At 52.2% G+C, this 24,341-nt stretch carries 25 protein-coding genes; 12 read left to right on the top strand and 13 right to left on the bottom strand.

Features of this window, described 5'->3' with window-relative positions; all coding sequences use genetic code 11:
* Positions 1-37: 37 nt before the first annotated feature.
* On the bottom strand, positions 38-1,429 hold the full coding sequence (locus HYQ67_RS18215) for a nucleobase:cation symporter-2 family protein (protein WP_202305847.1): 1,392 nt from the start codon (positions 1,427-1,429) through the stop codon (positions 38-40).
* A gap of 226 nt (positions 1,430-1,655) precedes the next feature.
* On the opposite strand from HYQ67_RS18215, the gene gltS reads away from it, so the two are divergent.
* Positions 1,656-2,858 carry a sodium/glutamate symporter gene (gltS, locus tag HYQ67_RS18210; protein WP_202305845.1) on the top strand — a complete coding sequence of 401 codons (1,203 nt, stop codon included), beginning with the start codon at positions 1,656-1,658 and terminating at the stop codon, positions 2,856-2,858.
* On the opposite strand, the gene recG is transcribed toward gltS, so the two are convergent.
* The 5 genes from recG to gmk are packed head-to-tail and all read right to left on the bottom strand — an operon-like array spanning position 2,859 to position 8,722.
* On the bottom strand, positions 2,859-4,940 hold the full coding sequence (gene recG / locus HYQ67_RS18205; protein WP_202305836.1) for an ATP-dependent DNA helicase RecG: 2,082 nt from the start codon (positions 4,938-4,940) through the stop codon (positions 2,859-2,861).
* Between the two features lie 4 nt (positions 4,941-4,944).
* Entirely contained in the window at positions 4,945-5,634 is a 690-nt protein-coding gene (gene trmH / locus HYQ67_RS18200) for a tRNA (guanosine(18)-2'-O)-methyltransferase TrmH (protein WP_202305834.1), read from the bottom strand.
* 2 nt (positions 5,635-5,636) lie between these two features.
* On the bottom strand, positions 5,637-7,748 hold the full coding sequence (spoT, locus tag HYQ67_RS18195) for a bifunctional GTP diphosphokinase/guanosine-3',5'-bis pyrophosphate 3'-pyrophosphohydrolase (protein WP_202305832.1): 2,112 nt from the start codon (positions 7,746-7,748) through the stop codon (positions 5,637-5,639).
* A 19-nt stretch (positions 7,749-7,767) separates the two neighbouring features.
* Entirely contained in the window at positions 7,768-8,043 is a 276-nt protein-coding gene (gene rpoZ / locus HYQ67_RS18190) for a DNA-directed RNA polymerase subunit omega (protein ID WP_034461476.1), read from the bottom strand.
* Between the two features lie 55 nt (positions 8,044-8,098).
* A complete protein-coding gene (gmk, locus tag HYQ67_RS18185) occupies positions 8,099-8,722 on the bottom strand; it encodes a guanylate kinase (protein ID WP_202305830.1) in 624 nt (207 codons plus the stop codon).
* Positions 8,723-8,977: 255 nt separating this feature from the next.
* Here gmk and ligB point away from each other — a divergent pair, with 255 nt between their 5' ends.
* On the top strand, positions 8,978-10,666 hold the full coding sequence (gene ligB, locus HYQ67_RS18180; protein WP_202305881.1) for an NAD-dependent DNA ligase LigB: 1,689 nt from the start codon (positions 8,978-8,980) through the stop codon (positions 10,664-10,666).
* Here ligB and HYQ67_RS18175 read toward each other — a convergent pair.
* Positions 10,663-11,280 carry a trimeric intracellular cation channel family protein gene (locus tag HYQ67_RS18175; RefSeq protein WP_202305828.1) on the bottom strand — a complete coding sequence of 206 codons (618 nt, stop codon included), beginning with the start codon at positions 11,278-11,280 and terminating at the stop codon, positions 10,663-10,665. The genes ligB and HYQ67_RS18175 overlap by 4 nt on opposite strands.
* Positions 11,281-11,474: 194 nt before the next feature.
* Between HYQ67_RS18175 and HYQ67_RS18170 the strand changes: the two genes are divergently transcribed.
* Positions 11,475-11,864, top strand: coding sequence for a hypothetical protein (locus HYQ67_RS18170; RefSeq protein WP_202305827.1), 390 nt, complete (start codon positions 11,475-11,477; stop codon positions 11,862-11,864).
* Between the two features lie 46 nt (positions 11,865-11,910).
* On the opposite strand, the gene HYQ67_RS18165 is transcribed toward HYQ67_RS18170, so the two are convergent.
* The gene (locus HYQ67_RS18165; protein ID WP_202305826.1) at positions 11,911-12,774 is read right to left on the bottom strand and encodes a YicC/YloC family endoribonuclease; all 864 of its coding nucleotides are present in this window, start codon (positions 12,772-12,774) and stop codon (positions 11,911-11,913) included.
* Between the two features lie 123 nt (positions 12,775-12,897).
* Between HYQ67_RS18165 and rph the strand changes: the two genes are divergently transcribed.
* Positions 12,898-13,614, top strand: a complete 717-nt coding sequence (gene rph / locus HYQ67_RS18160; protein ID WP_202305824.1) for a ribonuclease PH — start codon at positions 12,898-12,900, stop codon at positions 13,612-13,614.
* 61 nt (positions 13,615-13,675) lie between these two features.
* On the top strand, positions 13,676-14,317 hold the full coding sequence (pyrE, locus tag HYQ67_RS18155; RefSeq protein ID WP_202305823.1) for an orotate phosphoribosyltransferase: 642 nt from the start codon (positions 13,676-13,678) through the stop codon (positions 14,315-14,317).
* 32 nt (positions 14,318-14,349) lie between these two features.
* On the opposite strand, the gene slmA is transcribed toward pyrE, so the two are convergent.
* The 3 genes from slmA to coaBC all read right to left on the bottom strand — a co-directional run bounded on the left by slmA (position 14,350) and on the right by coaBC (position 16,713).
* Entirely contained in the window at positions 14,350-14,946 is a 597-nt protein-coding gene (gene slmA / locus HYQ67_RS18150) for a nucleoid occlusion factor SlmA (protein WP_202305822.1), read from the bottom strand.
* Between the two features lie 119 nt (positions 14,947-15,065).
* Positions 15,066-15,524: a dUTP diphosphatase gene (gene dut / locus HYQ67_RS18145; RefSeq protein WP_202305821.1), complete on the bottom strand. Its 459-nt coding sequence runs from the start codon at positions 15,522-15,524 to the stop codon at positions 15,066-15,068.
* Positions 15,502-16,713 (bottom strand): bifunctional phosphopantothenoylcysteine decarboxylase/phosphopantothenate--cysteine ligase CoaBC, encoded by a 1,212-nt coding sequence (gene coaBC, locus HYQ67_RS18140; protein WP_202305879.1) that lies wholly within the window; start codon positions 16,711-16,713, stop codon positions 15,502-15,504. Before coaBC ends, dut begins: the two co-directional genes overlap by 23 nt.
* Positions 16,714-16,876: 163 nt before the next feature.
* On the opposite strand from coaBC, the gene radC reads away from it, so the two are divergent.
* From radC to mutM, 4 genes are all read left to right on the top strand, one after another.
* Positions 16,877-17,554, top strand: a complete 678-nt coding sequence (gene radC / locus HYQ67_RS18135) for a RadC family protein (RefSeq protein WP_202305820.1) — start codon at positions 16,877-16,879, stop codon at positions 17,552-17,554.
* A gap of 215 nt (positions 17,555-17,769) precedes the next feature.
* Positions 17,770-18,006 carry a 50S ribosomal protein L28 gene (gene rpmB, locus HYQ67_RS18130; protein WP_202305819.1) on the top strand — a complete coding sequence of 79 codons (237 nt, stop codon included), beginning with the start codon at positions 17,770-17,772 and terminating at the stop codon, positions 18,004-18,006.
* 13 nt (positions 18,007-18,019) lie between these two features.
* Positions 18,020-18,187 carry a 50S ribosomal protein L33 gene (gene rpmG, locus HYQ67_RS18125; protein WP_002208990.1) on the top strand — a complete coding sequence of 56 codons (168 nt, stop codon included), beginning with the start codon at positions 18,020-18,022 and terminating at the stop codon, positions 18,185-18,187.
* 70 nt (positions 18,188-18,257) lie between these two features.
* A complete protein-coding gene (gene mutM, locus HYQ67_RS18120) occupies positions 18,258-19,067 on the top strand; it encodes a bifunctional DNA-formamidopyrimidine glycosylase/DNA-(apurinic or apyrimidinic site) lyase (RefSeq protein WP_202305818.1) in 810 nt (269 codons plus the stop codon).
* On the opposite strand, the gene coaD is transcribed toward mutM, so the two are convergent.
* The gene (coaD, locus tag HYQ67_RS18115) at positions 19,064-19,546 is read right to left on the bottom strand and encodes a pantetheine-phosphate adenylyltransferase (RefSeq protein ID WP_202305817.1); all 483 of its coding nucleotides are present in this window, start codon (positions 19,544-19,546) and stop codon (positions 19,064-19,066) included. The two genes, mutM and coaD, sit on opposite strands and share 4 nt — an antisense overlap.
* An 8-nt stretch (positions 19,547-19,554) precedes the next feature.
* Complete coding sequence (waaA, locus tag HYQ67_RS18110; RefSeq protein ID WP_202305816.1) at positions 19,555-20,832, bottom strand: lipid IV(A) 3-deoxy-D-manno-octulosonic acid transferase; 1,278 nt, start codon at positions 20,830-20,832, stop codon at positions 19,555-19,557.
* Positions 20,833-21,221: 389 nt separating this feature from the next.
* Here waaA and rfaQ point away from each other — a divergent pair, with 389 nt between their 5' ends.
* From rfaQ to rfaP, 3 genes are read left to right on the top strand one after another with little or no spacing between them, the layout of a single operon-like run.
* A complete protein-coding gene (gene rfaQ / locus HYQ67_RS18105; protein WP_202305815.1) occupies positions 21,222-22,292 on the top strand; it encodes a lipopolysaccharide core heptosyltransferase RfaQ in 1,071 nt (356 codons plus the stop codon).
* A complete protein-coding gene (locus HYQ67_RS18100; RefSeq protein ID WP_202305814.1) occupies positions 22,289-23,413 on the top strand; it encodes a glycosyltransferase family 4 protein in 1,125 nt (374 codons plus the stop codon). Before rfaQ ends, HYQ67_RS18100 begins: the two co-directional genes overlap by 4 nt.
* Entirely contained in the window at positions 23,406-24,203 is a 798-nt protein-coding gene (gene rfaP / locus HYQ67_RS18095; RefSeq protein WP_202305813.1) for a lipopolysaccharide core heptose(I) kinase RfaP, read from the top strand. Before HYQ67_RS18100 ends, rfaP begins: the two co-directional genes overlap by 8 nt.
* Positions 24,204-24,341: the final 138 nt, after the last annotated feature.

Below are 24,341 nucleotides of genomic sequence, written 5' to 3'. Positions count from 1 at the left end.
GCGCCAGCGAAAACAAATCCCCGGCGCGTGAGGTCTATCAATCTTTTTCAGGCGGGAAAATCAGATTCAGAACAATCGCGGTGATGCCCCCAGCGGCAATGCCGGAAGAAAGAAGCGTTTTCAACCATTCAGGCGCGAACTGCAGAATCAGCGGCTGCTGGGAAACGCCCATGCCGACGGCGAGCGACAGCGCGATAATCATAATAGCGCGGCGGTTGAGCGGCTCACGGGAAACGATACGCACGCCAGAGGCGGCAATAGTACCGAACATCACAATCGTTGCGCCGCCCAGCACAGGCTCTGGAATATGCTGAACAAAACCGCTTACCGCCGGGAACAGACCGAGCACAATCAGCATCAGCGCCACCACGAAACCAACGTAGCGGCTGGCGACGCCTGTCAGCTGGATAACGCCGTTGTTCTGGCCGAAGCAGGAGTTCGGGAAGGTATTGAAGATGGCTGAAACACAGGAGTTCAGGCCATTTGCCAGCACGCCGCCCTTCAGACGCTTCATGTAGACAGGGCCTGAAACAGGCTGCTCGGAAACGTCAGAAGTAGCGGTAATATCACCGATGGTTTCCAGCGAGGTCACCATAAACACCAGCATCAGCGGGATTAGCAGGTTCCAGTCAATGCCCAGCCCGTAATAGAGCGGCGTTGGCACCATAATCCAATCGGTATTTGTCGGCGCGGTCACCTGCGGCAGCATATCCATAGCCCAGGCAAGCGCATAACCAACCGCCATAGCGATAACCAGCGAGGCTACTCGCAGGTAAGGGTTACGCTGGCGATTAAGCAAAATGATCACCAGTAATACGGCGCCAGCCAGTAATAAATTTTTTGGTGCGCCAAAGGTGTGGTCGGCCATAGCAGCATAGCCACCGCCGATGGAGTTGAGGCCAACCTGAATCAGCGACAGGCCAATAATCATGACTACAACCCCGGAAACCAGCGGTGTGATGATGCGGCGAGCAAGGTGCAGCACGCGGGACAGCGCCATCTCGGTGCAGCTCGCCAGCATCAGAGTGCCGAACAGCGCCGCCATCATGGTGGGGACGTCGGCCCCGCCGTTTTTCAGCGCCATGCCGCCCATAATCAGCGGGGAGACAAAGTTAAAGCTGGTACCCTGAATCGACAGTAAGCCAGAGCCAACCGGGCCCCAGGCTTTAATCTGGATAATAGAGGCCACGCCGGAAGCGAACAGTGACATGCTAATAATATGCTGGGTGTCCGTTGCCGGTAGTCCCAATGCCTGGCAGATCAGCAGTGCCGGTGTAATGACCGCAACGAACATCGCCAACAGGTGCTGACAGGCGGCAAAAAGGGTTTGTGGCAGGGGCGGTCTGTCTTCAAGGCGATAGATAAGTTCACTGGACGGAGTCGATGCAATCGGTTGCGCATTTTCTGACTCAACGGCATTTACGGACATCAGAGGAATCTCTTGCTGGAAAAGCGGAGATTTTAGCGGACTGAAGGGTAAAAGCAAACGATTGCATGGTGACGTCCGTAATATTTAAAACTCATATAAGTACGTTTTTATATAACGAATGACTGTTTTTTGGTTAAAATCCAGCTGCTGATTTTTCCAGACCCTGCGTAACAGTGAAGGAATGACTAAGCGCTGACTCATTAACGCGCAAACAGGAGCACTTCTTATGATTCATCTCGACACCCTTTCGACCCTTGTCGCCGCAACGCTTGTGCTGTTGCTGGGCAGGAAAATGGTCCACTCCGTACCGTTGCTTAAGAAGTACACCATCCCCGAGCCGGTAGCAGGTGGATTATTGGTTGCCCTGGCCCTGTTAGTGCTGAAAAAAAGCATGGGCTGGGAAATAGATTTTGATATGACCCTGAAAGATCCGTTGATGCTTGCCTTCTTCGCCACCATCGGCCTGAATGCCAACCTCTCCAGCCTGCGTGCTGGCGGTAAAGTCGTCGGTATCTTCCTGATCGTGGTGGTTGGCCTGCTGGTGATGCAGAATGCCATCGGCATTGGTATGGCGAGCCTGTTAGGCCTGGATCCATTAATGGGTTTACTGGCGGGTTCGATTACTCTTTCGGGCGGACACGGTACTGGGGCGGCATGGAGCAAGCTGTTCACCGAGCGCTATGGTTTCCAGAACGCAACGGAAGTCGCCATGGCATGCGCAACGTTCGGGCTGGTACTTGGCGGACTGATTGGCGGCCCGGTTGCGCGCTATCTGGTTAAACACTCCTCCAATCCGGAAGGGACACCGGAAGACAGCGAAGTACCCACGGCGTTTGAAAAGCCAGAGGTAGGGCGTGTGATCACTTCACTGGTGCTGGTGGAAACCATCGCCATGATCGCCATCTGTTTGACTGTAGGAAAGCTGGCTGCACAGGTGATTCAGGGCACTGCGTTTGAACTGCCAACCTTCGTCTGCGTGCTGTTTGTTGGGGTAATCCTCAGCAATACCATGTCACTGCTGGGTTTCTACCGCGTATTTGAGCGAGCCGTATCGGTGTTGGGCAACGTCTGTCTGTCGCTGTTCCTTGCGATGGCGCTGATGAGCCTGAAGCTGTGGGAGTTGGCTTCACTTGCCTTGCCGATGCTGGCTATTCTGACCGTTCAGGCAGTATTTATGGCGCTGTACGCCATCTTCGTGACCTATCGTTTGATGGGGAAAAACTATGACGCGGCGGTCCTGGCTGCGGGCCACTGCGGTTTTGGCCTTGGGGCGACTCCGACGGCTATTGCCAACATGCAGGCGATTACCGAGCGTTTTGGTCCGTCACACATGGCGTTTCTGGTGGTGCCGATGGTTGGGGCGTTCTTTATCGATATCGTCAACGCGTTGGTGATCAAGCTCTACCTGCTTCTGCCGCTGTTTGGCTAATCAGGCGTTTGAATAGCGTTCCGTTTCAGGCATCCAGCGTTCAATCAATGCGGCTGCCTGTTGCGGATAGCGCTCATGGATATGGCGGGCAAGTCGCTGCACTTCCGGGATCATCGCCTGATCGCGCAGCAAATCCGCGACTTTAAACTCGGCGCTCCCCGTCTGGCGGGTGCCGAGCAGCTCACCTGGCCCACGAATTTCTAAATCCTTTTGTGCGATCACAAAGCCGTCGTTGCTGTCCCGAAGAACCTGCAAACGAAGCTGAGCCGTTTTGGACAGCGGAGACTTGTAGAGCAACACGCAGTGAGATGCCACGGCGCCACGGCCCACACGACCGCGCAGCTGGTGGAGTTGCGCAAGCCCCAGACGCTCCGGGTTTTCGATAATCATCAGGCTGGCGTTCGGTACGTCCACACCGACTTCAATCACCGTCGTGGCGATAAGCAGGTGAATGCTACCCTCTTTAAACGCCTGCATCACCGCCTGTTTCTCCTGCGGCTTCATGCGCCCGTGAACTAACCCGACGTTGAGATCGGGCAAAGCGATCTTCAGCTCCTCCCAGGTGACCTCCGCTGCCTGGGCTTCCAGCAGCTCCGATTCTTCTATCAGCGTACAGACCCAGTAAGCCTGGCGCTTTTCTGTCGTGCAGGCGCTGCGCACACGTTCGATAATCTCGTTTCGACGTGTATCGGCGATGGCGACGGTAGTCACTGGCGTTCGGCCCGGAGGAAGTTCGTCGATGACTGATGTATCGAGATCGGCGTAGGCAGTCATCGCCAGCGTGCGTGGGATGGGCGTGGCGGTCATGATCAACTGATGTGGATGGAACCCCTGTACCTGACCTTTCTCCCACAGGGCGAGCCGTTGGTGGACGCCAAAGCGATGCTGTTCATCAATGATCACCAGCGCCAGCCCGGCAAACTGCACTTGCTCCTGGAAAATAGCGTGTGTGCCGACCACCATTGAGACCTGGCCACTGGCAATGGCCTCCTGCTGGGCAATACGCGCTTTGCCTTTTTGCTTTCCGGCAAGCCAGCCCACTTCTATACCTAGTGGCTCAAACCACTGGCGGAAATTATTGGCGTGCTGCTCGGCAAGTAACTCGGTGGGGGCCATCAGGCCAACCTGCTTGCCGTGCGCGATAGCGCGAAGCGCGGTGAGCGCGGCAACCAGCGTTTTACCCGAGCCAACGTCGCCCTGTACCAGACGCATCATCGGCACATCCAGCGCCATATCACGCTCGATTTCGGCAACGACTCGTTCCTGCGCCCCGGTTGGCTTAAACGGCAGCGCCGCCAGCAGGCGATTTTTCAGCTCATCGTGGTTCACCAGCGGTAGGGCGTGGTAACGCTGAGCACCGGCACGCAGGGCCAGCATGCTCAGGTTATGGGCTAGCAGTTCTTCAAGGATTAAACGCTGCTGGGCCGGATGTTTGCCCGTTTCCAGATCGACAAGTTTCATGTCCGGCGGTGGGCGATGCAGCGTGCGCAGCGCCTCGGGCAGGCTCATCATTCCCTGGCTTAGCTCCGGCGGCAGCAGCTCCGTGATGGCGCAGGTATCCAGCAGCTCAAGTGCCTGGTCGGTCAATTTGCGCAGCGTTGCCTGGCGAACGCCTTCGGTTGTGGGGTAAACAGGTGTAAGCGTCTCTTGCAGTTCAGGCGTGCTGAGGTCTCCCTGAATCCGGTATTCAGGATGGATCATCTCCGCGCCGTGCGTTCCGCGCTTCGCTTCACCATAGGCAAGCACACGTTTTCCGGCTGAGAGGCTATTCTTCATTGCCGCATTGAAATTAAAGAAGCGCATCGTCAGGATGCCGGTGCCATCGCTGATCTGGCAGGTCATCATGCGGCGGCGGCCAAAGCTAATGTTTGAGTTCAGCACTTCACCTTCCACCGTAGCGTGAACGCCAGGCACAAGGTCATTGATAGGGTAGAGATGCGTGCGGTCTTCGTAACGCAGCGGGAGGTGCAGCAGGAGATCCTGAATAGTATACAGGCCAATTTTGGCCAGCTTGCCGCTCTGACTGGCGCCGACCCCGGCAAGCGTGCTTAACGGTATGGCATCCAGCAAACGGCCTTTCATGGGATTACTCCGCGGATTGCATTGTGGCCCACCACGCGGCATCAGCTTCAATCTCACCTTGCTGATTCACATGGGGGTAGGGCAGACCTTTACGACGAGAAACACGCGCCAGCACAGGATAACCGCCTTCAAACAGCAGACGCTGCTGTTCGGCTTCGGGCAGCGTACTGTTTTCGCGTTGATACATCCCGGCGTTCTGACGCTGGCGCTGCGCCTCGTAGAGAATTAGCGCGGAGGCAACGGAGACGTTAAGCGACTGCACCATGCCGATCATCGGAATAATAATGTCCTGGTCAGCCAGCGCTAAGGCTTCAGCCGTAATGCCAGTTTTTTCCTGGCCCATCAGGATGCAGGTCGGGCGCGTGTAATCAATCTCGCGGAAGTCGACGGCCTTATCGGACAGGTTGGTGGCGAGGATCTGCATGCCGCTGCTTTTAAGCTGAGCGACCGCATCGCCAATCGTACGGTGGGTTTTCACTTCGACCCAGGAGTTGCTGCCCGCCGCAGAAGAGGCCATGGTCCGCATGCGGTTCCCCGGCCAGACGGCGTGGACTTCATGCACGCCCACCGCGTCCGCCGTACGGATAATCGCCGAGACGTTATGGGGCTTATGAACCTGCTCCATGCAGACGGTCAGGTCAGGCTGGCGCCTGGCGAGCATTTCGCAGATACGCGCATAACGTTGAGGATTCATAGCTAGTTTCTGTTGCGGGTGACTTTAATCACGTCCGGCATCACGCGGATTTTGCGCATGAGGTTTGCCAGATGGATACGATCGCGGGCGGTCAGACGAATGAACGCGCTGTAGACGCGGCCATCTTTCTCTTCGGTATTCAGGCTTTGAATATTGGAGCCCGCGTTGTTCAGCGCCGCCGTCAGGTTTGCCAGCGCACCCTGGTGGTTGAACATATCCACCTTGATTTCGGTGACGAACTCCTGCTCCGCCTCTTTATCCCACTCCACGGCCATAAACTTCTCAGGCTCTTTCTGATAACCACGGATGTTACGGCAGGATTCATGGTGAATGACCAGACCCTTGCCGGGGCTAACGTGAGCAACAATCGGGTCGCCAGGAATCGGGCGGCAGCACTTAGCGAAAGTGATCAATACGCCGTCGGCACCTTTAATGGGCAGATGGCTGTGCGGCAGGGTATTAGATTGCAGGGCAGTTGGAGATTCACCCTGCAGATTTTTTGCCACCACCACGCTCATGGCGTTGCCCAGGCCAATCTCCGCCAGTAAATCATCAAGCGAGGCGAGCTTCATGCGCTCAAGCTCACGCTGGATGCTTTCCGGTGGGATCTCGGCAAGCTTGCGGCTGCCGCCTAAAGCGTGGTTCAGCAAACGGCGGCCCAGGCTCACGGAGTCGTCGCGTTTGAGGTTTTTAAGCATCTGGCGAATTTTGGCGCGGGCTTTGGAGCTGACGACAAAATTCAGCCAGGCCGCATTCGGACGTGCGCCCGGCGCGGTAATAATTTCGATAGTCTGGCCGCTGGTCAGCGGCTGGGACAGCGGATAGGGCTGGCGATCGACTCGGGCACCCACGCAGGCGTGGCCGATGTCGGTATGCACCGCATAGGCGAAGTCTACCGGGGTTGCGCCCGCAGGCAGTTCGACAATGCGCCCTTCCGGGGTGAAAACGTAAATCTCATCCGGGAACAGATCGGATTTGACGCTCTCGATAAATTCAAATGAGCTACCGGCGCTCTGCTGCAGTTCCAGCAGGCTTTGCATCCAGCGCTGGGCGCGGATTTGCGCTGTTGTGCTGCTCTCACCCTGTTCTTTATAAGCCCAGTGTGCCGCAACCCCCATCTCTGCCATCTGGTCCATATCTTCGGTACGGATCTGCACCTCAACCGGCACGCCGTGTGGGCCAATCATGGAGGTATGCAGGGACTGATAGCCGTTCGCCTTTGGAATGGCAATATAGTCTTTCACCCGGCCTGGACGTGGCTTGTAGAGGCTATGCATCTGCCCAAGGACGCGGTAACAGGTGTCCATGTCATGAACGATAACGCGGAAGGCGTAGATGTCCATGATCGAGTGGAAACGCTGCTCTTTGAGCGTCATTTTGCAGTAGATGGAATAAAGGTGTTTCTCGCGGCCACTGACGCGGCAGGGAATGCCTGCTTCCTGTAAACGCCCGTCGATTTCCGAGAGGATTTTCTGGATCATCTCTTTGCGGTTGCCGCGCGCCGCTTTTACCACTTCTTTAATGACGCGGTAGCGGTTCGGGTAAAGCGCTTCAAAGCCCAGTTCTTCCAGCTCGGTCTTCAGGTGATGAATACCAAGACGGTGAGCCAGCGGGCTGTAGATTTCGAGGGTTTCACGGGCAATGCGACGACGCTTGTCAGGGCGCAAAGACCCCAGCGTGCGCATGTTGTGCGTGCGGTCGGCGAGTTTGATCAGAATGACGCGGATATCCTGCACCATCGCCATGATCATTTTGCGGAAGTTTTCGGCCTGCGCCTCTTTCTTGTCGCGGAACTTTAGTTTGTCTAGCTTAGAGACCCCTTCCACCAGCTCGGCAACGCTTTTGCCAAACAGCTGTTCCATATCCTGGTAGGTGGCGGGGGTATCTTCAATCACATCATGCAGAAGGGCAGCCATCAACGTTTCATAGTCGAGTTTCATCTCGGCCAGAATGCAGGCAACCGCTACGGGATGGGTGATATAGGGTTCACCGCTTGAACGTGCTTGTCCCTCGTGAGCATCACGTGCGACAAGATAGGCTTGCCGAAGGCGCTTAATCTGCTCCTCGGGCAAGTATTGTTGAATCAGCTGATTCAGGCTTTCAAACAGATACAAGGGCTACCCGCAGGGCTAATTAACGACGACCTTCAGCAATAGCGGTAACGGCCTGCAGTTCTGCGGCTTCCTGCTCTTGCTGCTCCTGACGATCACGTACATCGAGAATCTGGTTGGTGATCAACCCTTCTTCGATTTCGCGCAGTGCGATAACGGTCGTTTTATCGTTTTCTTCAGGTACCAGCGGATCTTTACCACCAGTCTGCATCTGACGAGCGCGACGTGCGGCGACCAGTACCAGGTCAAAACGGTTACCAATTTTCTCTACAGCGTCCTGAACAGTTACGCGTGCCATATATTAAAAGCTCCAACAGATGAAGAAATGACTGGGCATGATACTGAAACTGGGCTCAGTCTGCCAATAGTTTGCTGATTAAAGCGTCATGTCGAGCTTTTTGGCGGCTCATTCGCAGACGCTCGGCACGAATTATAATCTTTAGGTCTGACAGCGCGGTGTCGAAATCGTCGTTGACGATAAGATAATCGTATTCGGCGTAGTGGCTCATTTCCGCAACGGCCTGTTCCATACGCTTAGCGATGACTTCTTCGCTGTCCTGCCCGCGGCCACGCAGGCGGCGGTCTAACTCATCTTTCGACGGTGGCAGAACAAAGATGCTGCGCGCCTGCGGCATTTTATTGCGGATTTGCTGCGCGCCCTGCCAGTCGATATCAAGAAATACGTCAACACCTGTCGCCAACACTTGCTCGATGGCATGGCGCGATGTGCCGTAGTAATTACCGAAGACTTCCGCATGTTCCAGGAAAGCGTCTTCCGTAATCATCTGTGTGAATTCTTCCTTACTGACGAAGAAATAGTGCTCGCCATGGTTTTCACCAGGTCGTACGCCACGCGTGGTATGAGAAATGGAAACCTGCGTGTCATAGAGCGGTTGTGTTTTCAACAAAGCCTGAATGAGGCTGGATTTCCCCGCGCCACTTGGGGCGGAAACAATATAAAGCGTGCCTTGAGCCATGAGTTCTAACTTATTCGGTAAGGATAAATGAAGTGCGTCTTCCGGCCTATTATACACGGCGACACGGCAGCACGGAGAATTTGTCATGCCGTCGATGAGGTTTTGTGTGGAAATGAGCGGTATTTTCCAGTTTTTTTGTTCAGTTTATGCAACGTGAAGCCTTTCTCTGAAAACACTCCTCATTCCGTTCGACTCGCTCTCGCTGAAAAAAACTCAACGCGGTATATCTTTGGCCATCTTGAAAGGGAGGTCGCTATGACATGGTTAAAAGCACTGTTCTGGATCCTGAGTTTGACTGTGGGAGAAGCCCGGGCTTCGTGCCCTGACTGGTCACAGACGCGGGCCAATCAGGAGATAAAACGGCTAGAGGGCCAGTTAAAGCAATGGGATATCGACTATTACCGGGAAGGCAACAGCGCCACCAGCGATGCGATATACGATCAGCTTCGAACCAGGCTTAACGGCTGGCAGCATTGTTTTCACCCCGGCGAGACGGTTTCAGCTGTGGCAGTCACAACCCATGGTAAAACCCAGCATCCTGTTGCGCATACCGGGGTAAAAAAGCTTCCAGACAGCGCGGCGGTTGCAGAATGGATTAAATACAAAACTGACCTGTGGGCACAACCGAAGGTTGACGGTGTAGCCATTACGCTGGTTTATCAGCATGGCAGACTCGTCCGGTTGTTGAGCCGGGGTGACGGGCTGAAAGGGGAAGACTGGACTGTGAAAGCAGACAAAATAAGTGCGATCCCTAAAAAAGTGTCTGGCCCGCTGGCAAATAGCACCCTACAGGGGGAGCTGTTCTGGAAGCGAGAAGCGCATATACAGAAAAAAATGGGGGGGATTAACGCAAGGGGGAAAGTCGCTGGCGCCATGATGCGTAACATCGATGCGGACTCTTTGCGCGAATTTGGCGTGTTTATTTGGGCCTGGCCAGATGGCCCCTCTGATTTTAAGCAAAAACTCGAACTGTTAGCTGATGTCGGCTTTGGTCTGACAAAGGCATGGTCCAGGCCTGTCTCGACGCTGGAAAGCATATCAGGCCTGCGAAATCGCTGGTTTAATTCGGCGCTGCCGTTCGTGACTGATGGCATTGTGATTCACCAGGCCCGTGAACCCAGCGGTAAATTCTGGCAGCCCGGGCAGGCGACATGGCTTGCAGCCTGGAAGTATCCCCCCGTACAGCAACTCGCTGATGTGAAAGGTATAAGCTTTGCTGTTGGTCGTACCGGTAAAATTGCCGTGGTGCTGGGCTTAGAGCCGATCCAGCTTGATGACAAGCTGGTTAAACGTGTCAATGTTGGTTCGGTGAAGCGCTGGCGAGAACTGGATATAGCGCCGGGAGATCAAATAACCGTCAGCCTGGCAGGACAGGGTATTCCTCGAGTCGATGAAGTGGTTTGGCGGGTAAGCCTGCGCAATAAGCCTGAGCCTCCTGACCCACTCAATCTTACGCCACTGAGTTGCTTTTATAGTGCGGCTGAATGCAGAGAGCAGTTCCTTTCCCGTCTGGCCTGGTTAAGCTCATCTGAAGCATTGAATATTAAAGGGGTAAGTTCGAGTACCTGGCAGCAATTACATCTTTCTTCCCGCTTTGAGCATCTTTTTTCATGGCTGGATCTCAGCGTGGAAGATCTTGCCAGAATTAGCGGTATCTCTCCTGCAAGAGCGGCACAGGTCTGGCATCAGTTTTCAATGGCTCGCCAGCAACCGTTCCGCCGTTGGCTGCTGGCTTTTGGACTACCACTACCGAAATCTGCACTCAATATGATGACCGATTCCCACTGGCATCAATTGCTTGCCCGTAACGAGTCGGCCTGGCAAGCTTTGCCGGGCGTGGGGGTTGCGCGTGCGAAGAGGCTGGTGGCGTTTGTGAACTCCCCACAAATACACATGCTGGCGGCCTATCTTGCCCGGCAGGGAATTGACGGTTTCGTTAATTAATGGTCGGCATGCTTGTAGTGGAAAACAGGCAGACCAAGACGCAAACGCAGTGCCAGCAGCCGTGCGGTAAAGCCAAAGATTAACGTCGCAATGACCACGACGTCCTGGCTGGAAACGTAATGCTGCAAAACGATATACAAAACGGCGGAGGCAAATGCGATACCGGCGTAAAGCTCTTTTTGAAAAACTAATGGGATGCGTTTGCAGAACATATCCCGCAACACGCCACCGAATACGCCAGTGATGACGGCGGCAATGATAGCAATGATTGGTCCTTCGCCCATATCCAGTGCGATCTGAGCGCCAATAATAGAGAACACCACCAGGCCCAGGGCATCAAGCACCAGGAAAAGCCGACGCAGATGAGGCATTACCGGGGCGAATATCGTCGTCAGGATGGCGGCAATAGCCACAATGACCACGTACTCAGGGTGTTTAACCCAGCCGAGCGGGTAATGTCCAAGCAGGATATCGCGCACAGAGCCGCCGCCAAGCGCGGTGGCAGTGGCAATGATAATGACGCCAAAACTGTCCATACGGCGACGTCCCGCAGCCAGTGCGCCGGTCATTGCCTCGGCAGTAATACCAATAAGGTAGAGAATATGTAGCAGCATGAAGACCCCCTGAATAATCTGCAAAGGGTAGTCTTTTGTGCGCTTTGTCACGATTGAGATTTTTTAACAGAATCTATTTTGGATTAGTTTAGCTAATGCGTTTTTGGCTTGATGAACACTATGTGTAGGGTTTTTGGTTTTAAGGTATTCAATTAATCATGAATTTAACTATCAGTAAGGAAAGGAGTCACCTGATGAAAACGACAATGATGCTCAGAGCGCTGGCAAATGGAATCAATCCCGATACCGGTGAGCTGCTCTCTCGCTCTTCCGTTGCCCATGCGCCAGATATGATTCGTCAGCTTTTTGCTTTATCCGAAGAGTTTGCTCAGCAGCCACCGGAGAAGAAAACGAAACTGTCGCCTGAAGAGCGTCAGCAGAAGAATATTGCAGAAGGCAAACCAGCTAAATCCTTCTTTCCCTGGAGTGATGATGAGAAGCAACTGCTTGAAGCCCATTACCGGGCAGGAAAAACGCCAGAAGTGCTTAGTCAGGAGTTCTGTCGCTCGGTACGAGCTGTGGCGATACAGCTCGAAAAGATGGGACTGATAACAGCCGAGCAACTGTTAAGCTATGGTTTATAAGCGAAAAAAGCCCGCGGTCAGCGGGCTTATACTCCAGAGCAGGATATTACTCGATGTTCTGGATCTGCTCGCGCATCTGCTCGATTAATACTTTCAGCTCGATGGCTGAATTAGTGATATCGGCATTGATAGATTTTGACGCCAGGGTGTTCGACTCGCGATTGAACTCCTGCATCATAAAATCGAGGCGGCGGCCAACGGCTTCTTTTTTCTTGAGGATGTTGTACGTCTCTTTGACGTGGGCATCAAGACGATCCAACTCTTCGGCAACGTCAATACGCTGCGCCATCAGTACCAGCTCCTGCTCAAGACGAGTATTCTCAAGCTGAACCTGTGCCTCTTCCAGCTTACCGACCAGGCGATCGCGCTGCCACTTCATCACTTCTGGCATTTGTGCGCGGACTTTGGTGACTTCGCTACTGACGCCTTCAAGCCGCTGCTCGATAAGGATTTTCAGGGCCTGGCCTTCTGTTTCACGGGCAACGATGAAGTCATCCAGCGCGCCGTCCAACGCGGCGAGAATTTCAGCGGTGATGGCATCGAGATCCTGTTCCTGAGCGGACATCACGCCCGGCCAGCGCAGAATATCAACCGGGTTGATTTCACCTTCGTCACTTTGCATTTTGACCCAGTTCGCCGCTTCAACGAGCTGTTTTGCCAGCTTTTCGTTCAGCAGAAGCGAACTTTGTGCGCTGGCGTCTGGTTCAAAACGCAGATTGCATTCGATCTTGCCACGCGTTAAGCGGGTACGAATGCGCTCGCGCGCCACAGGCTCCAGACTACGGAACTGTTCCGGCATGCGAATATAAGTTTCAAGATAACGTTGGTTTACCGAACGTAACTCCCAGGAGGCGCTGCCCCATTCGCCTTTCACTTCACGCCGGGCATAGGCTGTCATACTGCGGATCATAATTCGTAACCGTATTGTGCAATCGATGGGGGGATTATAGCCATGCCCGGCCGGGCAGGATAGGAATAAGCGCACGAAGTCCGTATAATGCGCAGCCACATTCGTTTTAGCCGGAGAATACCCATGCGTCCATCAGGTCGTAGCGCCGAACAAGTGCGCCCAGTCACCCTGACTCGTCATTACACCAAACACGCTGAAGGTTCCGTGCTGGTCGAGTTTGGCGATACCAAAGTGCTGTGCACTGCCACCGTTGAAGAAGGTGTTCCACGCTTTCTCAAGGGGCAGGGCCAGGGTTGGATCACCGCAGAATACGGTATGCTGCCGCGTTCTACCCATAGCCGTAACGCCCGTGAAGCGGCGAAAGGCAAGCAAGGCGGCCGTACTCTGGAAATTCAGCGTCTGATTGCTCGCTCGCTGCGCGCGGCTGTCGATCTGAAAGTGCTTGGTGAATACACTATTACCCTCGACTGCGATGTGCTTCAGGCTGATGGTGGCACTCGCACCGCGTCTATCACCGGTGCTTGCGTTGCTCTGGCTGATGCACTGAACAAGCTGGTGGCGATTGGCAAGCTAAAGACCAACCCAATGAAAGGTATGGTCGCCGCTGTTTCCGTCGGTATCGTTAAAGGCGAAGCGGTTTGCGATCTGGAATACGTTGAGGATTCTGCTGCTGAAACCGATATGAACGTCGTAATGATGGAAGACGGTCGTATGATTGAGATTCAGGGTACCGCGGAAGGTGAGCCTTTCTCCCATGAAGAGCTGTTGGCGCTACTGGCGCTGGCGCGAGGGGGAATTGAATCCATCGTTGTGTCGCAGAAGGCGGCATTAGAAAGTTGATTTGTAAGGCGACTCATGTAGTCGCCTTTTTTATGTCCGAACACATTACAGGAGCGAATCCATGAAACCGTATCAGCGCCAGTTTATTGAGTTTGCGCTTAGCAAGCAGGTATTAAAGTTTGGCGAATTTACATTGAAATCCGGGCGTACAAGTCCCTATTTCTTCAACGCTGGACTGTTTAATACCGGGCGCGATCTGGCACTCCTTGGCCGCTTTTATGCCGCAGCGTTAATGGATTCAGGCATTGAGTTTGATTTACTGTTTGGGCCTGCTTACAAAGGGATCCCTATCGCGACCACGACGGCTGTTGCCCTGGCCGAACATCACGAACGCGATGTGCCTTATTGCTTTAACCGTAAGGAAGCCAAAGATCACGGTGAAGGTGGCAACCTGGTGGGCAGCGTCTTACAGGGCCGCGTAATGCTGGTGGATGATGTGATAACGGCAGGCACAGCGATTCGTGAGTCTATGGAAATTATCGCGGCGAACGACGCAACGCTAGCTGGCGTGCTCATTTCACTGGATCGTCAGGAACGTGGACGCGGTGAGATTTCTGCTATTCAGGAAGTAGAACGTGATTATCAGTGTCAGGTGATTTCTATCATCACGCTTAAAGATCTGATTGCCTACCTGGAAGAGAAACCGGAGATGGCGGAAAGTCTGAAGGCGGTTAAGGAATACCGCACGCAATACGGCGTTTAGTAAAAAGGGCCTGCATGCGGGCCCTTATTTTTTTAGCGTAGCTGTGCGGCGATAAGCGGCCAGCGGATGTCAAAGTCATCCGTAGGTGAGTAGCGGAATTCGCTGCGCACGAAGCGCGAAAGCATACCTTCGCAGAATGCCAGTAGCTGACTGGCCAACAGAGCCTCGTCGGTGCTGAAGCCTTCCCCGTCGCGCATTTTTTTCTCACGCATCACCTGACGAAGCTGAACTTCAATACGTTCAAATAGCTGATTGATGCGGCCTTGTAATTTGTCTTGCTCAAACATCAGTGCGTGCCCGGTCAGAATGCGGGTCAGTCCAGGATTTTTTTCTCCAAAACCCAGAACCAACAATACGATTAGACGTAAGCGTGCAAAGGTGTCTTTTTCATCTTTAAGAATAAGATTGATGCGTGTGATAAGGCTGTCTTCAATAAATTCGATAAGGCTGTCGAACATTTTCGTTTTACTGGGAAAATGACGATACAGTGCCGCTTCAGAAACGCCAACCGTGGCTGCAAGTTTTGCGGTTGTGATGCGTTGGCTTCCATCGCTGGATTCTAGCATCTGGGCCAGCGACTGAAGTATTTCTTCGCGACGATTCCTTTTCGCAGTTTGTTTTTCTGCCATGTTCTAAAATACCCCTGAAAAGCACTTGCCAGGTAAGCAGCCACACAGCGCCCGCAGCCATGCTGCTGCGGTCTTTTATAACGTTATGAACGCTGTATGGTTACGTTTAAAAAGTGAGCTTACTGGCGTCCGGAGTGACCAAAACCGCCTTCACCACGATCGCTGGTATCAAAATCTTCGACCAGATTAAATTCGGCCTGTACGACCGGTACAAACACCATCTGTGCAATGCGTTCCCCGGGTTGAATTGTGAAGCTCTCTTGCCCACGATTCCAGACTGATACCATCAGTTGGCCTTGATAATCAGAATCTATCAGACCGACCAGGTTACCCAGTACAACACCATGCTTATGGCCCAGACCGGAGCGCGGCAGTATAACGGCGGCAAGGTTTGGATCGCCAATATGGATCGCCAGACCTGTCGGTACCAGCGTCGTTACACCTGGCGCGAGTTCTACGGCGCTGTCCAGACATGCACGCAGGTCAAGCCCGGCTGAGCCAGAGGTCGCGTAGGTCGGCAACGGAAACTGCTGACCTACGCGAGGGTCCAGAATCTTAACGTCGATTTTTTTCTTCATAACGGGTAACAATCTCGTCCAATAAGAGGTGGCCAAGGAGCGCCTTACGTTCAAGCGGTAAGACTTTGTCTCCTTCCTGCCAGAAAAGGTGTAATGCGTTGTTATCGCTGTTAAATCCTTGCCCTGCATGTGAAACGTCGTTTGCACAAATCAGGTCGAGATTTTTTTTGATACGCTTTTGCCGGGCGTATTCTTCCACATTAGTTGTTTCCGCGGCAAACCCAACGACGTACGGTCTGTTGACTGATAGTGCGGCGACACCGGCAACGATATCCGGATTCTTCACCATTTTTATTATGATTTCATCGCCTTGCTTTTTAATTTTATCTTCTGCAACGTTTGCTGCCCGGTAATCTGCCACTGCCGCACAGCCGATAAAGATATGCTGACCTGCCACATTTTGCCCAACAGCGGCTTCCATTTCGAGTGCTGAAGTCACATCAATGCGTTTTACTTGCTGCGGGGTTGGTAAAGCCACAGGGCCAGACACCAGCGTGACATTTGCACCGCGAGCCGCTGCCGCTTCGGCGATGGCGTAACCCATTTTTCCTGAGCTGTCATTGGTAATGTAGCGCACCGGGTCAAGACGCTCGCGCGTCGGGCCAGCGGTAATCATGACGTTAAGATGTTGCAGATCTTTGACGACGCTAAAATATTGAACAGCCATTTCGACGATGGTCAACGGGTCGAGCATACGACCCGGCCCAACATCACCGCATGCCTGGCTGCCGCTGTCTGGCCCCCACATTAACAACCCGCGAGAAGTCAGTACGTCAAGATTATGTTGCGTCGCGGCCGCGCGATACATCTGTTGGTTCATTGCCGGCACAACCGCGACAGGGGAGGGTGTTGCCAGGCAAATTGTACTCACCAGATCGTTAGCCATCCCTGCCGCCACGCGGGCAATGAGATCGGCTGTAGCAGGAGCCAGAATAACCAGGTCGGCCCATTTACCCAGCTCAATATGGCCCATTGCAGCTTCTGCTGCGGGGTCAAGCAGGCTGTCCGAAACCGGGTAACCTGAAACGGCCTGCAGGCTCAATGGCGTAATGAAAGCTTTTGCAGCCTCCGTCATAGCCACGCGTACGTCTGCTCCTCGATCACGCAGCCGACGTACCAGTTCAGGCGTTTTATAAGCTGCGATACCCCCGCTCACACACAGAACAATTTTCTTGCCGGAAAGCCCCATCATGATTTACCCATCGGAAGTCTTAATCTTGCGTCTATTTTATCACACTCCTCAAAGAAGGACTTTTTGCAGTTTGCGAGACATGCCGCAGCGTGTAAATCACGTTGTCGCAGGCTCACATGGTGTTGGGCAAAATAGCCAGTGCAAGGGAATGGAGGGTCAGATGGGTGCGAAAACTAGCTGTAATAAGACAGGGTTGCCACGAGAGAAATTGCTTGAGTTTGGCGTGAGTTCTCTCACCGATGTTGAACTACTGGCGCTATTTTTACGGACAGGGGCAAGGAATATGAACGTGATGACAATGGCGAGCTTATTGTTAGAAAAGTTTGGTTCACTAAGCCGTTTATTGTCTGCGGACTACTCACAATTCAAGGATGTGAAAGGCATCGGTGCGGCAAAATATACGCAGTTAAACGCTATCGCGGAGCTGGCGAGACGTAACTACATATCCCGCGGAGTGGAGGAGCTAACATTGAAAAATCCGGATAACGTGAGGGAGTTTATTCAAAGCCAGCTGACGACAGAGGAGCGAGAGATCTTCATGGTTATCTTTGTTGATAACCAACATCGAATCATTAAACATAAGCCGATGTTCTCCGGCACGCTGAATCACGTTGAGGTTCATCCACGAGAAATTGTGCGTGAAGCAATGAAATCTAATGCAGCGGCCATCATTCTTGCGCATAATCACCCGTCGGGTAGGGCCGAACCCAGTAAAGCTGACCGTGCTATTACCGAGCGTATCGTGAGTGCCTGCCTGTTTATGGAAATTCGCGTGCTTGACCATCTGGTTATCGGTCGCGGAGAGTACGTTTCTTTTGCAGAACGTGGGTGGATTTAGGTCGAATAGGGCGATCCTTGGGGATCTTTGTCTGTTCGGGACTTGAGCACATGCGTTATGCAGCGTATACTACGCCACCTTTGAGAATCTCGGGTTTGGCATTATGCGCCTGGCACTGTGGTTCACATTGAACCGCCAGGGACCAGGCTTGCAGCCTGACGAGGCGCCATAACCCTATACGAAGCTCGAGCTAATTTGATTTTTGGAGAATAGACATGTCCCGAGTCTGCCAAGTTACTGGCAAGCGTCCGGTGACCGGTAATAACCGTTCCCACGCAATGAACGCGACCAAACGCCGTTTCCTGCCGAACCTGCACTCTCACCGTTTTTGGGTTGAGAGCGAGAAGCGTTTTGTCACACTGCGTGTATCTGCTAAAGGTATGCGTGTAATTGATAAGAAGGGTATCGAATCGGTTCTGTCCGATCTGCGTACCCGTGGCGAGAAGTACTAAGAGGAACTAAGTCATGGCTAAAGGTGTTCGCGAGAAGATCAAGCTGGTTTCTTCTGCTGGTACTGGTCACTTCTATACCACCACGAAGAACAAGCGTACTAAGCCGGAAAAACTGGAACTGAAAAAGTTCGATCCAGTTGTCCGTCAACACGTACTGTACAAAGAAGCTAAAATTAAATAATTTCAGTGACTTTGATGAAAAACCTCGCTTCGGCGGGGTTTTTTTGTTTTAAGCCCTGCCCGGAGGAAAAATGCCAGAATTACCTGAAGTCGAAACCAGCCGCCGCGGCATTGAACCGCACCTGGTCGGTGAAACTATCCTGCACGCCATTGTCCGTAACGGCCGTTTGCGCTGGCCGGTATCTGACGAAATCTATGCGCTGAGCGACAAGCCGGTGATCAGCGTGCAGCGCCGTGCCAAATACCTACTGTTGGAACTTCCTGACGGCTGGATAATAATCCACCTGGGGATGTCGGGCAGTTTACGGATACTCTCCGAAGAAACACCGCCCCAGAAACATGACCATGTCGATCTGGTGATGAGCAATGGCAAAGTGCTGCGCTATACGGACCCACGCCGTTTTGGTGCCTGGCTATGGGCTAAAGAGCTGGAGGGTAGTAACGTGCTGGCGCATCTGGGGCCGGAGCCACTCAGCGAAGAATTCAACGCCGGCTACTTGCGTGAAAAATCCGCTAAAAAGAAGATCGCTATCAAGCCCTGGCTGATGGATAACAAGCTGGTGGTGGGGGTGGGGAATATCTATGCCAGTGAATCTTTGTTCGCCGCCGGGATCCATCCCGATCGCGCCGCGAATTCGCTATCCAATGCAGAATATGCGCTGCTGGTTAAGGTGATCAAAGCAGTACTGATTCGATCGATTGAGCAGGGCGGCACAACGCTGAAAGATTTTTTGCAGTCGGACGGAAAGCCGGGATACTTCGCACAGGAGCTACAGGTTTATGGCCGCGAAGGGAAACCGTGCCGGGTATGCGGTGCGCCGATAATTGCCGGTAAGCATGCCCAGCGCAGCACGTTTTATTGCCGGAAGTGCCAGCGTTAAGCGTTGAGTTTTTCCAGAAGTGCCTGGCAAACCAACTCCGGCAGAAAATGCGTGACATCACCATGGTGGCGCGCAACTTCCTTCACCAGCGAGGAAGAAACGAAAGACCATTCTTTCGATGGCATCAGAAACACGCTTTCCAGCTCCGGCATCAGATGTCGGTTCATGTGCGCAAGCTGCATTTCATATTCAAAATCCGCTGCCGTTCGAAGACCGCGAATCAGCACATTAGCCTGCTGATTCTTTGCAAAATTAGCCATGAGATCGCTAAATCCCACGACTTCAACATTTGGCAGCTGTTCGGTGACCTTTTTTGCCAGCGCAACACGTTCATCCAGTGAAAACATGGTTGTCTTGTGGGGGCTGTTGGCGATAGCCAGAATAACGGTGTCGAACATCATGGCTCCACGAGTCACGATGTCCAGATGACCGTTGGTGATTGGATCAAAAGTACCTGGGTAAATCGCTCGGGTGCTCATAGCGGCCCTCAATGCGTTTTGGGTGGTAGGTAGGGTTCAAGTAACTGCAGCAAACGCTGTAAAGCTCCCTGGTTTTGATACAACACCTCAACGGCGTGACGGCCGTAGAAATTACGATAATCTTCGTCCGTCAGCAGAGAGGATATCTCTTTTGAGAGTGATGTTGCATCAGTCACCGTAATGAGCCCGCTTGCCTGCTCAAGCCGGGAGCAAATATCTTTAAAGTTGAAGGTATGGGGGCCCATCAACACCGGGATAGCATGAGCTGCGGGTTCCAGAGGATTATGGCCGCCACGCTCCACCAGAGAACCACCTACAAAAGCCAGGTCGGCAATGCCATACAGCAGCATTAACTCGCCCATTGAATCACCAATAACGACCTGGGTACTGGCGGAAGGCACTTCACCTGATGAACGTGTGGTGTAGCTCAAACCTGCCTGACGAGTCAGATTAATAGCATCCTGGAAACGCTCGGGATGGCGTGGAACCAGGATAAGCAAAAGATTAGCAAACTGCTTCAGCAGAGCCTGATGAGCTTCAAGAATGATGCTCTCTTCGCCATCATGTGTGCTTGTCGCAATCCATACCGGGCGATGAGGTGCCCATTGACGACGCAGGGTAACGGCTTTCGCGGCAAGTTGCGGAGTGACTGATATATCAAATTTAAGACTACCTGTGACGGTGAGTTGATTGCGTTTAGCACCAAGGGCGATAAAACGTTCACCATCTTCTTCATTCTGGGCTGCGATAAGGGTGATGCGGCGCAGCAGCGTACGCATGAATTTGCCTAATTTGGCGTAACCAGCGGCAGATCGTGAAGAAAGTCGGGCATTAGCGATGACAAGAGGAATGTGTCGCTTATGTAAAGTTGCAATCAGGTTCGGCCATAGTTCAGTTTCCATGATCAACACCAGCTTAGGGTCGACCTTATCGAAAAACCGATTTAACGCACCGGGGAGATCGTAGGGCAGATAAAGATGTTGAACGTCACTTCCAAATGCGGACATGACACGTTCTGAGCCCGTAGGGGTCATTGTCGTTACGGTAATGGGCAGGTCAGGATAGCGATGACGTAACGCCCGCACCAGAGGTATGGCTGCCAGGGTTTCTCCGACTGAGACCGAGTGCAGCATAATACCACCAGCCTTTAGCGGTTTACGGTAGAAACCATAACGTTCACCCCAGCGTTTTCTGTACGCTGGTGCCTTAGCACCACGTACCCACAGCCGCACCCAGATAAGCGGCTGAATGAGATAGAGCAGTGTGGTGTAAACGAACTGAAGCATAGACATAGCTGACATGATGAATGTGTTGGGGATTCTATGTATTTAGCTGAGGCTTTGCCATTACTTTTGGCAATTCAGGCTAAATAGCTCCGGGGTGCTTGAGAGTCCTGGCCTGCTGCGTTTATACACTTTTTTAACCGTGAGTACTGATTGATGAGATGGGGTCTGTTCACCTTTTCATACATTGTTGGAGGTGATGGGTAATTATTTCATTATATTCAATGTGATAAAAAACTGGTGGTTAAAAATTCTTCACCTCGGATCGTTTACCAAGAAGTGGTACAATTGAGATAAAAATGGGGGCGGTATCAGTATCAGGTAGCTGTTGAGCCTGGGCGGTAGCGTGCCTGAAATCTTTTTTCGGATCTCACTTTTAAAAAGAGTCGCTTGTGGAAAAGCCATTTAAAAGAATTTTGGTCATAAAAATGCGTTTTCACGGAGACATGCTGCTGACCACGCCGGTTATCAGCACGCTGAAACGTAATTATCCCGAAGCGGCGATCGACATGCTCCTTTATAAAGACACTATGCCAATACTGTCTGAAAACCCGGAAATACATGCTCTGTACGGTGTGAGTAATAAAGGCGCTTCCGCAACCGAGAAACTCCAGAACTTCGTCTCTCTGATCAAAGCGTTACGCCGCAATGAGTATGATTTGATCGTGAATCTTACCGATCAATGGATAGTAGCGCTGCTGGTGCGATTGTTGAAAGCACCGGTGAAAATCTCACAGAATTACGCTCATCGTCAGTCTGGATTCTGGAAAAAAAGCTTCACCCATCTTGCGCCCTTCGATGGCAAGCATGCGGTTGAGCGCAATTTGTCGGTGCTATATCCACTTGGAATTACGGATTTTTGTCGGGATACAGCTATGAGCTATGCTCCGGAGCATTGGGAGCGAATGCGTAAAGAGTTGGATGCATTGGGTGTCGGTGAGCATTACGTGGTGATTCAGCCTACGGCCCGACAGCTTTTTAAATGCTGGGATAATGACAAATTTTCTCAAGTTATTGATGCGCTGCAAGCACGAGGATATGAGGTTGTTCTTACTTCAGGCCCCGGTGCTGACGACCTTGAATGCATTAACGAGATTGCCAGCGGTTGTGAACGCAAACCTGTCATCGGGCTTGCCGGTAAAACGCGCTTTCCCGAACTGGGCGCATTGATCGATCACGCCATGTTATTCATTGGCGTAGATTCTGCGCCTGGCCATATCGCGGCTGCGGTAAAGACGCCGATTATCTGCCTTTTCGGTGCTACCGACCATATTTTCTGGCGCCCATGGTCTGACAATATCATCCAGTTTTGGGCGGGTAATTACCAGGCAATGCCAGCCCGGAGCGAACTTGATCGCAATAAAAAATATTTGTCGGTCATACCTGCAGCGGATGTTATTGCGGCAACCGAGAAGCTTTTACCTGCTTCATTTATCCCCCTAACTTCGAGCGCATCATTATGATCGTCGCTTTTTGTCTCTATAAGTATTTTCCCTTCGGTGGCTTGCAGCGGGACTTTATACGCATTGCGCAGACGGTCGCTTCAAGGGGGCATCATGTTCGCGTGTATACCCAATCATGGGAAGGTGAACGCCCGGTAGGGTTCGAGATTATTCAAGTACCAGTAAAAACACGCACCAATCATGGGCGTAATGCAGAATATTTTCATTGGGTACAATCCCATCTCTCTGCACACCCGGCAGATCGCGTGATTGGCTTCAATAAAATGCCAGGACTTGATATCTACTATGCCGCTGATGTTTGTTACGCTGAAAAAGTTGCCCAGGAAAAGGGTTTCTTCTATCGTCTGACCTCCCGTTACCGTCATTATGCGGCATTTGAAAGGGCGACGTTTGAGCAAGGAAAACCTACGCAGTTGCTTATGCTGACCGATAAGCAAATTGCTGATTTCCAAAAACATTACTGCACAGAAGCCGAAAGATTTCATATCCTGCCGCCGGGAATCTATCCAGACCGAAAATACAGTCAGCAGATCCCGGATAGTCGGAAAACTTACCGCGATAAAAATGGCATAGCCGAGCACCAGCATTTCATTTTGCAGGTTGGCTCTGATTTCAGCAGAAAGGGTGTTGATCGCAGCATCGAGTCAATCGCAGCATTGCCTGAGGCAACTAAACGAAAAACCATATTGTTCGTGGTTGGTCAGGATAAACCCGGGCGCTTTGCTGCTTTAGCAGCAAAACTGGGCGTTAAAGATAATATTCGCTTCTTTTCCGGACGCAATGACGTTTCAGAACTGATGGCAGCCGCAGATGTTTTGATGCACCCAGCCTACCAGGAAGCAGCTGGAATCGTATTAATAGAAGCGATTACGGCAGGATTACCGGTGATAACGACCTCAGTCTGCGGCTATGCACACTATGTAGCACAGGCAAAATGTGGCGTTGTTATAGACGAGCCATACTCTCAACAGGCATTGAATGAGGCGCTGCAGCTGGCGCTGGAAAACAGCACCCTACGTAATGAATGGGCTGAGATGGCGCGCCGCTTTGCGGATACTCAAGATCTTTACAGTCTACCAGAACGCGTAGCGGACATAATTACGGGTGAAATGCATGGTTGAACTGAAAGAGCCTCTTGCCACGATATGGCGGGGTAAAGATCCTTTTACGGAAGTGAAAAAATTGCACGGTGAAGTTTTCAGAGAGCTGGAAACTCGCCGTACGCTACGTTTTGAGCTTGCAGGGAAAAGCTATTTCCTCAAGTGGCATCAGGGGACCGCATTTAAAGAGGTTGTTAAAAATCTCTTGTCGCTACGTTTGCCGGTTCTTGGCGCAGACCGGGAATGGAAGGCCATTCATCGTTTGCATGAAGTTGGCGTCGATACCATGCACGGCGTTGGTTTTGGTGAGAAAGGTGTCAATCCAATAAAGAAAACATCTTTTATCATTACCGAAGATCTCACGCCAACCATCAGTCTGGAAGATTACTGTGCGGGATGGCTGGCTAATCCCCCTAAGCCTCGCACAAAACGTATGCTCATTAATCGAGTCGCAACAATGGTGCGAGATATGCACCTGGCAGGGGTAAACCATCGCGATTGCTACATCTGCCACTTCCTGTTGCACCTTCCTTTCACTGATGATGAAAAGCGGCTGAAGATTTCGGTTATTGATTTACATCGTGCGCAAATTCGTTCGAAGGTCCCATCACGCTGGCGGGATAAAGACCTGGTAGGTCTTTATTTCTCATCGCTGAATATTGGGTTGACGCAGCGTGATATCTTTCGGTTTTTGAAAATTTATTTTAATCAGCCGCTACGTTCTATTCTGCAAACGGAGGCAACTTTGCTTCGTGAAGCGAATAGTAAAGCTGAGCGGATTCGTGAAAGAACTGTGCGTAAATCACTATAACATCAGAGTAAATAGAATAACCTTTTTGTTAAAGTTTTTATCTTTTTAATTTAGCGCTGATGGAATTGTTGAGGGTTTATTAATAGGCTCAATAAATCTTCGGATCCTCTATTGTAAATACGTAACCGACATTCTTTT

This window comes from Dryocola clanedunensis subsp. sulfonylureivorans, assembly GCF_016756775.1.
Taxonomy (GTDB): Bacteria; Pseudomonadota; Gammaproteobacteria; order Enterobacterales; family Enterobacteriaceae; genus Dryocola; species Dryocola clanedunensis.
This window is presented reverse-complemented; position numbering and strand designations above follow the sequence as displayed.

Coding starts and splice junctions, on each gene's coding strand:
- radC (WP_202305820.1), top strand. CDS start 16,877: ATGGGTGCGAAAACTAGCTGTAATAAGACAGGGTTGCCACGAGAGAAA.
- rpoZ (WP_034461476.1), bottom strand. CDS start 8,043: ATGGCACGCGTAACTGTTCAGGACGCTGTAGAGAAAATTGGTAACCGT.
- gmk (WP_202305830.1), bottom strand. CDS start 8,722: ATGGCTCAAGGCACGCTTTATATTGTTTCCGCCCCAAGTGGCGCGGGG.
- dut (WP_202305821.1), bottom strand. CDS start 15,524: ATGAAGAAAAAAATCGACGTTAAGATTCTGGACCCTCGCGTAGGTCAG.
- rfaP (WP_202305813.1), top strand. CDS start 23,406: ATGGTTGAACTGAAAGAGCCTCTTGCCACGATATGGCGGGGTAAAGAT.
- coaD (WP_202305817.1), bottom strand. CDS start 19,546: ATGAGCACCCGAGCGATTTACCCAGGTACTTTTGATCCAATCACCAAC.
- rpmB (WP_202305819.1), top strand. CDS start 17,770: ATGTCCCGAGTCTGCCAAGTTACTGGCAAGCGTCCGGTGACCGGTAAT.
- HYQ67_RS18170 (WP_202305827.1), top strand. CDS start 11,475: ATGAAAACGACAATGATGCTCAGAGCGCTGGCAAATGGAATCAATCCC.
- ligB (WP_202305881.1), top strand. CDS start 8,978: ATGACATGGTTAAAAGCACTGTTCTGGATCCTGAGTTTGACTGTGGGA.
- rpmG (WP_002208990.1), top strand. CDS start 18,020: ATGGCTAAAGGTGTTCGCGAGAAGATCAAGCTGGTTTCTTCTGCTGGT.
- HYQ67_RS18165 (WP_202305826.1), bottom strand. CDS start 12,774: ATGATCCGCAGTATGACAGCCTATGCCCGGCGTGAAGTGAAAGGCGAA.
- mutM (WP_202305818.1), top strand. CDS start 18,258: ATGCCAGAATTACCTGAAGTCGAAACCAGCCGCCGCGGCATTGAACCG.
- gltS (WP_202305845.1), top strand. CDS start 1,656: ATGATTCATCTCGACACCCTTTCGACCCTTGTCGCCGCAACGCTTGTG.
- coaBC (WP_202305879.1), bottom strand. CDS start 16,713: ATGGGGCTTTCCGGCAAGAAAATTGTTCTGTGTGTGAGCGGGGGTATC.
- recG (WP_202305836.1), bottom strand. CDS start 4,940: ATGAAAGGCCGTTTGCTGGATGCCATACCGTTAAGCACGCTTGCCGGG.
- waaA (WP_202305816.1), bottom strand. CDS start 20,832: ATGCTTCAGTTCGTTTACACCACACTGCTCTATCTCATTCAGCCGCTT.
- HYQ67_RS18215 (WP_202305847.1), bottom strand. CDS start 1,429: ATGTCCGTAAATGCCGTTGAGTCAGAAAATGCGCAACCGATTGCATCG.
- slmA (WP_202305822.1), bottom strand. CDS start 14,946: ATGGCAGAAAAACAAACTGCGAAAAGGAATCGTCGCGAAGAAATACTT.
- pyrE (WP_202305823.1), top strand. CDS start 13,676: ATGAAACCGTATCAGCGCCAGTTTATTGAGTTTGCGCTTAGCAAGCAG.
- HYQ67_RS18100 (WP_202305814.1), top strand. CDS start 22,289: ATGATCGTCGCTTTTTGTCTCTATAAGTATTTTCCCTTCGGTGGCTTG.
- trmH (WP_202305834.1), bottom strand. CDS start 5,634: ATGAATCCTCAACGTTATGCGCGTATCTGCGAAATGCTCGCCAGGCGC.
- rph (WP_202305824.1), top strand. CDS start 12,898: ATGCGTCCATCAGGTCGTAGCGCCGAACAAGTGCGCCCAGTCACCCTG.
- HYQ67_RS18175 (WP_202305828.1), bottom strand. CDS start 11,280: ATGCTGCTACATATTCTCTACCTTATTGGTATTACTGCCGAGGCAATG.